The sequence below is a fragment of the Streptomyces durbertensis genome, assembly GCF_014156695.1.
Lineage (GTDB): Bacteria > Actinomycetota > Actinomycetes > Streptomycetales > Streptomycetaceae > Streptomyces > Streptomyces durbertensis.
This window is the reverse complement of record NZ_WMLF01000188.1, coordinates 1-10,076: the sequence shown is the minus strand read 5'-3', so window position 1 is coordinate 10,076 and position 10,076 is coordinate 1. Positions and strand designations below refer to the sequence as shown.

Genomic DNA, 10,076 nt, shown 5'->3' with positions numbered 1-10,076 from the left:
GCGTCGACGGGGGCCTGTTCGACGGCCCGGCCGCCGTACATGACCAGGACGTCGTGGGCGACGCGGGCGATGACGCCGAGGTCGTGGGTGATCATGATGACGGCCAGTCGGCGTTCCTGCTGGATGCGGTCGAGCAGGTCGAGGATCTGGGCCTGGACGGTGACGTCGAGGGCGGTGGTGGGTTCGTCGGCGACGAGCAGTTCGGGCTCGCAGACGAGGGCCATGGCGATCATGACGCGCTGCCGCATGCCGCCGGAGAACTGGTGCGGGTACTCGCGTACGCGCCGGGCGGGTTCGGGGATGCCGACCTCGCCGAGCAGTTCGACCGCGCGGCGGCGGGCGGCCGCCCGGGAGGCGCCCTGGTGGAGCCGGTGGTGTTCGGCGATCTGCTCGCCGACGGAGTAGGCGGGGTGCAGGCTGGACAGCGGGTCCTGGAAGATCATCGCGATGCGCCGGCCGCGGACGCGGGCGAGCCGGCGGTTGTCCTGGCCGACGAGTTCGGTGCCGTCGAGGGTGATGGATCCGGTGACCGTGGTGCGGTCGCGGTGCAGCCCGAGCAGGGCGAGCGAGGTGACGGACTTGCCGGAGCCGGACTCGCCGACGATGCCGAGCGTGCGGCCGGCCTCCACGGTGAAGCCGACGCCGTCGACGGCCCTCACCGGTCCCTCGGGTGTGTCGAAGGTGACGGTCAGGTCCCGGACCCGCAGCAGGGGCGGTTGTGGCGTGGGAGTCGGTGGCGGTGGCATCAGTACCTCACTCGGGGGTCGACGACGGCGTACAGCAGGTCGACGAGCAGGTTGGCGACGACGATGAAGGACGCGGCGAGCAGCGTGACGCCGAGCACGACGGGCTGGTCCCCGGTGGTGAGGGCCTTGTGGAAGAACTGGCCCACGCCGGGGAGGCCGAAGATCTGCTCGGTGATGACGGCGCCGGCGAGCAGTCCGGCGAGGTCCATGCCGAAGATGGTGAGGATCGGGGTGAGGCCGGCGCGCAGCCCGTGTTTGAGGACGACGGTCCGCTCCGGCAGGCCCTTGGCCCGGGCCGTGCGGATGTACGGCTCGGACATCGTCTCGATCATGGCGGTGCGGCTCTGCCGGGTGTACATGGCGGCGTAGAGGAAGGCCAGGGCGCACCACGGCAGCAGCAGGTTGCCGGCCCAGCCGAGCGGGTCCTCGGCGATCGGCACGTAGCCGGGGTAGGGGAGGATCTCGAGTGTCTTGATGAACAGCAGGATCAGCAGGCCGGCGGTGAAGTAGACCGGCATGGAGGCGGCGGTGACGGCGCCGACCATCAGCGTGCGGTCGGTGAGGCTGTCCTTGCGGAGGGCGGCGGTCACGCCGCTGGTGAGGCCGAACAGCAGCCACAGGGCGGCGGCGCCGAGCGCCAGCGAGACCGACACGGGCAGCCGGGCGACCAGCAGGTCCCACACGGGTTCGGAGTAGGCGTAGGAGTAGCCGAGGCAGGGGAAGCCGCAGTCGACGGCGTACTGCCCGGTGCCGAGGGTGCGTCCGGCGAAGATCCCCGTGAGGAAGGCGCCGAACTGGACGGGCAGCGGCTGGTCGAGGCCCATGTACTGGCGTACGGCCGCCAGACGTTCGGTGGAGCAGTTCTTGCCGCAGGCTGCCTGCGCGGGGTCGGCGGGCATGACGTGGAAGATGAGGAAGGTGACGGCGGCGACGGCGAGCAGCACGCCGAGTGCGCCGAGCAGCCGCCGTGTGAGGTAGCGGATCACGACCGGCCGCTCCTCGGGTCGGTCCGGGGGTCGAGGAGGTCGCGCAGGGCGTCGCCGAGGAGCGTGAAGGCGAGCACGGCGAGGACGAGGAACGTCGTCGGGATGATGAAGAACATCGGGTCCGTCTCGTAGAACTGGTAGCTCTCGGCGATGAGTTGGCCCCAGGACGGGGTGGGCGGCTGGACTCCGACGCCGAGGAAGCTGAGCGCGGCCTCGGTGCTGATCATTCCGGGGACGAGCAGCGTGGTGTACGCGATGAGCGGGCCGGAGACGCCGGGCAGGACGGCCCGGGTGAGCACGTACCAGGGGCTGGCGCCGGCGAGCCGGGCGGCCTCGACGTACTCGCGGCGGCGGAGCGAGAGGGTCTGGCCGCGCACCACGCGGGCGACGCCGGGCCAGCCGAACAGGCCGATCACCGCCGTCATCAGCAGCACCCGGTTGACGTCCCGCGCCACCGACATCATGGCGATCATGAAGATGAGGGCGGGGAACGACATGGTCAGGTCCATCAGCCGGCTGAGGACGGTGTCGACGCGGCCGCCGAAGTAGCCGGCGGCGATGCCGGCCGCCGTGCCGACGACAACCACCAGCGTGGTGGCGAGGAAGGCGATGAGCAGGGAGACCCGGGCGCCGTACACCACGCGGGCGAACAGGTCGCGTCCGGTGAGCGGTTCGACGCCGAACCAGTGGTCGGTGCTGATGCCGCCGAACGACCCGACGGGCATGCCGCCGAGGTAGGGGTCGATCGCGGACTTGTCGAACTCCTCGGGGCCCCAGCCGCCGAGCGCGGTGAGCCAGGGCGCGGTGAGCGCCATGAGGACGAGCAGCACGACGACGACAAGGCTGACGCGGACGGAGGCGCGGGCGCACAGCTGGGTGCGCAGGAGCCGCCAGGTGGAGGCTTCCGGCTCGGTCGGGTTCCCGGCGACGGGGGTGGGCCCGCCGCCGGGGCCGGTGGCTTGGGTGAGGGTCGGCACGGGGGCCTCAGTTCCCGCTCGTGGCGGGGTCCTTGAGGCCGATGGTGGCGTAGTCGAGCTGGCCGGCCCAGACCGGGTGTCCGAAGGCGCCGGCGACGTTGGGGCCGACGAGCAGCGGCTTGCGCTTGAGCGTGACGGGGACGGCCGGGGCCTTGGCCAGGATCTCGGCGTCCAGTGCGCGCCAGGCGCTCTCGGCGGCCTTCGGGTCGGTCATGGCGTTGATCTCGTCGATCCGGCGCATGGTGGGCTTGTCGCGGAACTGGGAGTAGTTGCCGGAGTTGCCCTTCTCCTTGATGTAGCGACCGTCGAAGACAAAGGGCAGGAAGGTGGAGCCGGACGGGTAGTCGGGGCACCAGCCGGCGAGGACCATGTCGGGGGCGTTGCGGGTGTCGCCGACGGTGTCGTAGTAGGCGGCGGGGTCGACGGTGTTGATCTCGACGCGGACCCCGGCCCGGCCGAGCGCCTGCTGGATCGCCTCGGCGCGGCCCTTGTCGCCGGTGGAGACGGTCAGCGACGCCTTGAGGCCGTCCTTACCGGCGGCCTTGAGCATGCGCCGCGCCTTCTCCTGGTCGCCCTCGGGGGCGATCTTCAGCGTGTCTGCCTGGCGGCCGCCGGTCAGGGCGGGCGGCAGGTAGGCGGTGGCGGCGTCGACGAGGGCGGGTCCGCCGCCGGCGGTGACGACGGCGTCCTTGTCGACGGCGTGGAGCATCGCCTCGCGTACCCGCCGGTCGTCGAACGGTGCTCTGGAGGTGTTGAGTTGCAGCATCTCGGTGCAGCCGCCGGACTCGGCGATCAGCCGCTCGCGCACGTCGGCCCGCGGCAGCACCTTGGCGGCGCTGCCCGGCTGGAGGTCGGACCACTGGACGGCGGAGGCGTCGCCGCCCTTGCCGGCGATGAGCCGGTCGTCGATCTGGCTGCCCTTGAGGCCCATCAGCATCACGAACCGGTCCGGGTAGGCCTTGCGCACGTCGTCGGTGGCGGGGTCCCAGTGCGTGTTGCGGACGAGGACGAGCTTCTTCTCCCGCTCGTAGCTCTCGATCTTGTAGGGCCCCGAGGAGAACGGCCGGTTGTCGTAACGGGCGCCGGCCTCCTTGGACTTCGGCACGGGCGCGAACGTCGGCAGGGTGACCGTCGAGCCGAACTCGGCGACCGGCCGGTTGAGTTCGAAGACGATCGTGCGGTCGTCGGGGGCCTTGACCGAGTCCAGGTGCTTTCCGGTGAGCGGGCCCTGGTAGCCGTCGGTGCCGGCCAGGTAGCGGGCCGCGTAGTCGGGGCCGCCGGTGAGGTCGGGGGAGAAGGAGCGCTCGACGTTGTACTTGACGTCCTGCGCCCTGACCGGGCTGCCGTCCTCGTACTTGACGCCCTCCTTCAGGGTGAACGTCCAGGTGCGGCCGCCGTTGGAGGGGGTGCCGAGGTCGGTGGCGAGGTCGGGTACGACCTCGGTGCCCTCCTTGCCGGGGGCGGCCTTGAAGGTGGTGAGCGTCCGGTAGAGCAGCCGGATGCCGAAGTCCATGTTCGGCATGGTCCAGTTGCGGGCCGGGTCGAGGTGCGAGAAGTCCTGGTTGGACAGGATCGTGAGGGTTCCTCCCCGGCGGGGTGTGCCGCCGACGGTGCCGCCCTCGTTGGCGGCGGCCGGGTTCTTTCCGTCGGTGGTGGCGCGCGGCCTGTCGCCGCCGGAGCAGGCGGTAGCGGTACCGACGAGTGCCGCCACCAGTGCGGTGGCGACGGCGGTCTGGAGGCGCTGGTTGATCACTGGTCACTCCGTGGGCGAGGTAGAGAGGACGGCCAGCCGGGGGACTGGAATGTGATCGGTAACATAGTAATGTGAAATTGCACTGACAAGGTGTCTGTCGCCTCGTTTTTCATCTCCGGAGGAGAAGCACATGGCCACACCCCGGGTCCGCAAGCCCCTCACCGTCGGCAGCCACGACCTGCCGGTCTCACCCGAGTTGGACGACCTCATGGCGCGCGACTGGGCGCCCAGCCCGCTGCCCGGCGATCTCGCGCTGCGGGTCGCCGCCCGCACGCCTGCCCGCCGCGCCCGGCTCTCGGCCCGCTTCCCCGGCGAGCGGATCATCGTCCCGGCGGGCGAGTTGAGGGTCAGGAGTGCGGACTGCGACCACCGCTTCCGCCCGCACAGCGCCTACGCCTGGCTGACCGGTCTGGGCGGCGAGGACCAGGTCGGGCACGTCCTGGTCCTCGAACCGGACGGGCCGGCCGGGCACGAGCCGGTGCTGTACGTCCGGCCGCGTTCGCCCCGCGCCGGCGGGGAGTTCTACCGCGACCGCCGTCACGGCGAGTTCTGGGTCGGCCGGCGCCCCGAGCTCGACGAGGTCGAGCGGATGACCGGCATACGCTGCGTGGACCTCACCGAGCAGGACCCGCCGCCGGGCAGGTCCGTCGTCACGGATGCCGAAGTCGCCGCGGTCGCGAGCGAGTTGCGGCTGGTCAAGGACTTCTGGGAGATCGGCGAACTGCAGACCGCCGTCGACCGCACCACGGCCGGCTTCGAGGACGTCGTGCGTGCGCTGCCGACCGCGCTGGCCCACCCGCGCGGCGAGCGCTGGGTCGAGGGCGTCTTCGGGTTGCGCGCCCGCGCCGAGGGCAACGGCACCGGCTACGAGACCATCGCCGCCTCCGGCGCCCACGCCTGCGTGCTGCACTGGATCCGCAACGACGGACGGCTCGACCCGGACGAACTGCTGCTCCTGGACGCCGGCGTGGAGACGGACACGCTCTACACGGCCGACATCACCCGCACCCTCCCGCTCTCCGGGCGCTTCTCGCCCGTGCAGCGGCGGGTCTACGAGCTGGTGCTCGCGGCGCAGGAGGCCGGGATGGCCGCGGTGAAGCCCGGGGCGGCGTTCCGCGACTTCCACCGCGCGGCGATGCGGGTGATCGCCGAAGGGCTCGCCGACTGGGGGGTGTTGCCGCACGCCGAGGGTGACCTGCACCGCCGCTACACGCTCTGCGGCAGCGGCCACATGCTCGGCCTCGACGTCCACGACTGCGCGCAGGCGCGGGCGAGCGCCTACACCGACGGGGTGCTGGAGGAGGGGCAGGTGCTGACCGTCGAGCCGGGCCTGTACTTCCAGCCGGACGACCTCACCCTGCCGCCGGAGCTGCGCGGCATCGGCGTGCGGATCGAGGACGACCTGGTGGTGACCGCCGACGGTGCCCGGCTGATGTCCGGCGCGCTGCCGCGCGAGGCGGACGAGGTCGAGGCGTGGATGGGGGAACTGCTGGACCGGCGGGGCTGACTCGCGGCGCGGGACTCTTGGCAGCGGACATGCCATGTGACATATTACTGAGGTGTCCCCCACCAACTGCCCGGACGTCCTTGTGGTCGGCGCGGGTGTGGTCGGCGCCGCCTGCGCCTACTACGCCGCGCGGGCCGGCCTCACCGTCACCGTGCTTGACCGCGGCCCGGTGGCCGGCGGCACCACCGGCGCCGGCGAGGGCAACCTCCTCGTCTCCGACAAGGAACCCGGCCCCGAGCTCGAACTCGCTCTGCTCTCCCTGCGGTTGTGGCGGGAGCTCGGCGAGCGGCACGACGGGCCGGCCCGGAGTGCGGAGTACGAGGCCAAGGGCGGGGTGGTCGTCGCCCGCGACGAGACACGGCTGAAGGCTCTCCGCTCCCTCGCCGCCGTCCAGGCGGCGGCCGGAGTGGAGACGCGGGAGGTCCCCGGCGACCGGCTCCACGAACTGGAGCCGCGCCTCGCCGCCGGGCTGGCAGGGGCGTTCCACTACCCGCAGGACGCCCAGGTCCAGCCCGCGCTCGCCGCGGCGCACCTGCTGCGCGCCTCCGGCGCCCTGGTGCGCTGCGGCGAGCGGGTGACCGGACTGCTCCGCGGACCCGACGGCCGGGTCGGCGGCGTGCGGACCGTGCCCTCGGGGGCGCTTCCCGCCGGCCACGTCGTCAACGCCACGGGCGTGTGGGGCGGGGAGTTCGCCGCAGCGGCGGATGTCTTCCTGCCCGTCGCGCCCCGGCGGGGGTTCGTCCTGGTCACCGAACCGCTGCCGCGCGTCGTCCGCCACAAGGTGTACGCCGCGGACTACGTCGCCGACGTGGCCAGCGGCTCGGCCGCCCTCCAGACCTCGGCCGTCGTCGAGGGCACGCCGGCCGGGCCCGTGCTCATCGGCGCAAGCCGCGAGCGGGTCGGGTTCGACCGCACGCTCTCGGTGGAGGTGCTGCACCGGCTCGCCTCCCAGGCCGTCGCACTCTTCCCCGCGCTCGCCGACGTACGGGCCATCCGCGCCTACGCCGGCTTCCGCCCCTACCTCCCCGACCACCTGCCGGCCATCGGCCCCGACCCCAGAGCACCCGGACTGCTGCACGCCTGCGGTCACGAGGGCGCCGGCGTCGGACTCGCCCCGGCCACCGGCCTGCTCATCGCCCGACTGCTCACCGGAGACCAACCCCCGCTGGACGTCCACCCGTTCCGCCCCGAACGGTTCGACCGGACGACCTGACGCGCGCCCCGCCCACTCACCGGCCCCGCCCACTCACCTGCCCAGACCGCCCACCGGCCCGCGACCACCGAGGAGAGCCGCCATGCGGCGACGACGCCGTACCCCCGTCGAACGCGTCCTGGCGCGCCCGGGACCGCCGTTCGAGATCACCTTCGACGGCCGTCCGCTCACCGCGCTGCCGGGCCAGTCCATCGCCGCCGTGCTGTGGAACGCGGGCGTGCTGGCCTGGCGCACCACCAGGGTCGCCGGCCGGCCGCGCGGCGCGTTCTGCGGGATCGGCCAGTGCTTCGACTGCCTGGCCACGGTCAATGGCCGCCCCAACCAGCGGGCCTGCCTGCTGCCCGCCGCACCGGGCGACGCCGTCACCACCCAGAAGGGGGACGGCCGTGCCGACCTCGCCGACTGAAGCCGAACCGGAGTACGACCTCGCTGTCATCGGCGCCGGCCCCGCCGGCCTCGCCGGTGCCGTCACCGCGGAAGAACTCGGCCTCTCCGTCTGCCTGCTGGACTCCTCGCCGCAGCCCGGAGGGCAGTTCTACCGCCACCCCGCCCCCGCGCTGCGGGCCGCCCGACCCGAGGCGCTGCACCACGACTGGCCCGCCTTCGCCGCGCTCCGCGACCGGCTCGCCGCCGGCACGGTACGCGTACGGGCCGCACACCACGTGTGGACCGTCGAGCGCCTGGCCGGCCCCGACGGTGAAGGCCGCTGGCGGCTGCACGCGCTCGCCGGCGCGGACGGCGGACGGCCGGTGCGGATCCGCGCCCGGGCCCTGCTGCTCGCCACCGGCGCGGCCGAACGCCAACTCCCCTTCCCCGGCTGGACGCTGCCCGGGGTCGTCAGCGCCGGTGGCGCCCAGGCGATGCTCAAGTCCGGTCTGGTGCTGCCCGGTCGGCGGGTGGTCGTCGCCGGCAGCGGCCCGCTACTGCTCGCCGTCGCGGCCACCCTCGTGGAGGCCGGCGCCCACGTCCCGCTGCTCGTCGAAGCCTCCGGCTACCTCGACTACGCCCGCCACCCCGGCGTACTCGCCGCCGCGCCCGGCAAGCTCCTGGAAGGTGCCGCACACGCCGCGGCGCTGCTCGCCCACCGGGTGCGGCCGCTCACCCGCCACGCGATCACCCGGGTGCACGGGACCTCCGAGGGGTCCGGTGCGGAGGTCCGGGTGAACGCCGTCACGGTGTCCGCGCTGGACCGCGACTGGCGCCCACTGCCCGGAAGTGAGCGCCGCGTCGCCTGCGACGCGGTCGCGGTGGGACACGGCCTGGTGCCCCACCTCGATCTCGCGACCGGACTGGGCTGCGCGGTGCGCACGACCCCCGACGGGGCGTCCGCCCTCGTCCTGGACGCGGGCCAGCAGACCTCCGTACCCGGCGTCTGGTCCGCCGGCGAGACCGGCGGGGTGGGAGGCGCCCGACTCGCTCGGATCGAAGGCGAGTTGGCGGCGCTGGCCATCGTCTCCCGCCTTCGCGGCCGACCGCGGGCCACCGCCGCGCGGGCCCGCCGGCTGGCCCGGGCGCGACGCCGCCTGCGGGCCTTCGCCGAGGCCATGGCCGCCGTGCACGCCCCCGGGCCGGGCTGGTCGCACTGGCTGGAGGACACCACCGAGGTGTGCCGCTGCGAGGAGGTCACCGCCGGGTGCGTCCGGGCGGCCGTCGACGGCCTCGGCGCGCGGGACACCCGTTCCGTCAAGCTGCTGACCAGGGCGGGCATGGGCTGGTGCCAGGGCCGCGTCTGCGGGGGCGCGGTGGCCCGGCTCACCGGCTCCCCGCCCGGCCCCGACCGGCGCCCGCTGGCCACCCCGGTCACCCTCGCCGCGTTGGCCGCCACCCCACCCGACCGGCCCGCGCCCGATCCCACCGCCGAACCCGCGTCCGACGCCAGGACCGGCCCCACGGCTCCCACGACCGACCAGCCGTCCGCTGACACCGGCCCCACGCGGTCCGACACCCACAGAGGAGACCTTCCGTGAGCAGCTCCCGATCGACCTCCCAGGCGGAGTGGACCCGCAGCCGGCCGTGGCGCGGCGTCTTCGTCGCCACCGCGCTGCCGCTGCGCGACGACCTGTCCGTCGACCACGACGCCTACGCCGAGCACGTGCGCTGGCTGATGGAGCAGGGCTGTGACGGGGTGGTGCCCAACGGGTCGTTGGGCGAGTACCAGTCGCTGACGGCCGCTGAACGCGCGGAGGTCCTCCGCACCGCCGTCAACGCGGCCGGCGACGGCGCGAGGGTGATGCCGGGCGTCGCCGCCTACGGCAGCGCGGAGGCCCGCCACTGGGCCGAACTGGCCGCCGCCGAGGGCTGCGGCAGTGTGCTGCTGCTGCCGCCGAACGCCTACCGCGCCGACGAGCGGGCCGTGCGCGCCCACTACGCCGAGGTGGCGGAGGTCGGCCTGCCCGTCGTCGCCTACAACAACCCCAGCGACACCCGCGTCGACCTCACGCCCGAACTGCTGGCCGGGCTGCACTCCGCCGGCCACATCACGGCGGTCAAGGAGTTCTCCGGAGACGTACGACGCGCCTACGAACTCGCCGAACTGGCGCCCGAACTCGACCTGTTGGCGGGGGCGGACGACGTCCTGCTGGAGCTGGCCGTCGCCGGCGCGGTCGGCTGGATCTCCGGCTACCCGAACGCCTTCCCGGCCTCGTGCGTCCAGCTGTACCGGGCGGCGGTCGGCGGCGACCTGGAGACGGCGCTGGAGCTGTACCGGGCGCTGCACCCGCTTCTGCGCTGGGACTCCAGGACGGAGTTCGTGCAGGCCATCAAGGCGTCCATGGACATCGTCGGCCGCCACGGCGGTCCCTGCCGGCCGCCCCGGCTGCCGCTGCCGCCGGAGACCGACGCCGTCGTGCGGGCGGCCACCGAGAAGGCCGTGGCGGAGGGCCACCGCTGACGGC

At 73.7% G+C, this 10,076-nt stretch carries 9 protein-coding genes; 5 read left to right on the top strand and 4 right to left on the bottom strand.

Going from position 1 to position 10,076, the window contains the following annotated elements:
• The 4 genes from GL263_RS14330 to GL263_RS14315 form a co-directional block, all read right to left on the bottom strand.
• Positions 1–746, bottom strand: a 746-nt coding sequence (locus GL263_RS14330) for an ABC transporter ATP-binding protein (protein ID WP_182856084.1), incomplete at its 3' end; no start/stop codon positions are given.
• A complete protein-coding gene (locus GL263_RS14325) occupies positions 746–1,732 on the bottom strand; it encodes an ABC transporter permease (protein ID WP_182856083.1) in 987 nt (328 codons plus the stop codon). The genes GL263_RS14325 and GL263_RS14330, both read right to left, overlap by 1 nt.
• Entirely contained in the window at positions 1,729–2,616 is an 888-nt protein-coding gene (locus GL263_RS14320) for an ABC transporter permease (protein WP_228456500.1), read from the bottom strand. Before GL263_RS14320 ends, GL263_RS14325 begins: the two co-directional genes overlap by 4 nt.
• Before the next feature lie 100 nt (positions 2,617–2,716).
• On the bottom strand, positions 2,717–4,462 hold the full coding sequence (locus tag GL263_RS14315) for an ABC transporter substrate-binding protein (RefSeq protein ID WP_182856082.1): 1,746 nt from the start codon (positions 4,460–4,462) through the stop codon (positions 2,717–2,719).
• A gap of 130 nt (positions 4,463–4,592) precedes the next feature.
• Here GL263_RS14315 and GL263_RS14310 point away from each other — a divergent pair, with 130 nt between their 5' ends.
• From GL263_RS14310 to GL263_RS14290, 5 genes are all read left to right on the top strand, one after another.
• Entirely contained in the window at positions 4,593–5,969 is a 1,377-nt protein-coding gene (locus tag GL263_RS14310) for an aminopeptidase P family protein (RefSeq protein WP_182856081.1), read from the top strand.
• A gap of 52 nt (positions 5,970–6,021) precedes the next feature.
• Positions 6,022–7,182 (top strand): NAD(P)/FAD-dependent oxidoreductase, encoded by a 1,161-nt coding sequence (locus GL263_RS14305; protein WP_182856080.1) that lies wholly within the window; start codon positions 6,022–6,024, stop codon positions 7,180–7,182.
• An 82-nt stretch (positions 7,183–7,264) separates the two neighbouring features.
• Entirely contained in the window at positions 7,265–7,588 is a 324-nt protein-coding gene (locus GL263_RS14300; protein ID WP_182856079.1) for a (2Fe-2S)-binding protein, read from the top strand.
• Positions 7,569–9,149 (top strand): FAD-dependent oxidoreductase, encoded by a 1,581-nt coding sequence (locus GL263_RS14295; RefSeq protein WP_323379391.1) that lies wholly within the window; start codon positions 7,569–7,571, stop codon positions 9,147–9,149. Before GL263_RS14300 ends, GL263_RS14295 begins: the two co-directional genes overlap by 20 nt.
• Positions 9,146–10,072 (top strand): dihydrodipicolinate synthase family protein, encoded by a 927-nt coding sequence (locus GL263_RS14290; protein WP_182856077.1) that lies wholly within the window; start codon positions 9,146–9,148, stop codon positions 10,070–10,072. The genes GL263_RS14295 and GL263_RS14290 overlap by 4 nt, the downstream gene beginning before the upstream one ends.
• Positions 10,073–10,076 lie beyond the last annotated feature (4 nt).

Bases quoted from the DNA above. Each gene is read 5' to 3' on its own strand.
- GL263_RS14310 (WP_182856081.1), top strand. From the start codon at position 4,593: ATGGCCACACCCCGGGTCCGCAAGCCCCTCACCGTCGGCAGCCACGAC.
- GL263_RS14300 (WP_182856079.1), top strand. From the start codon at position 7,265: ATGCGGCGACGACGCCGTACCCCCGTCGAACGCGTCCTGGCGCGCCCG.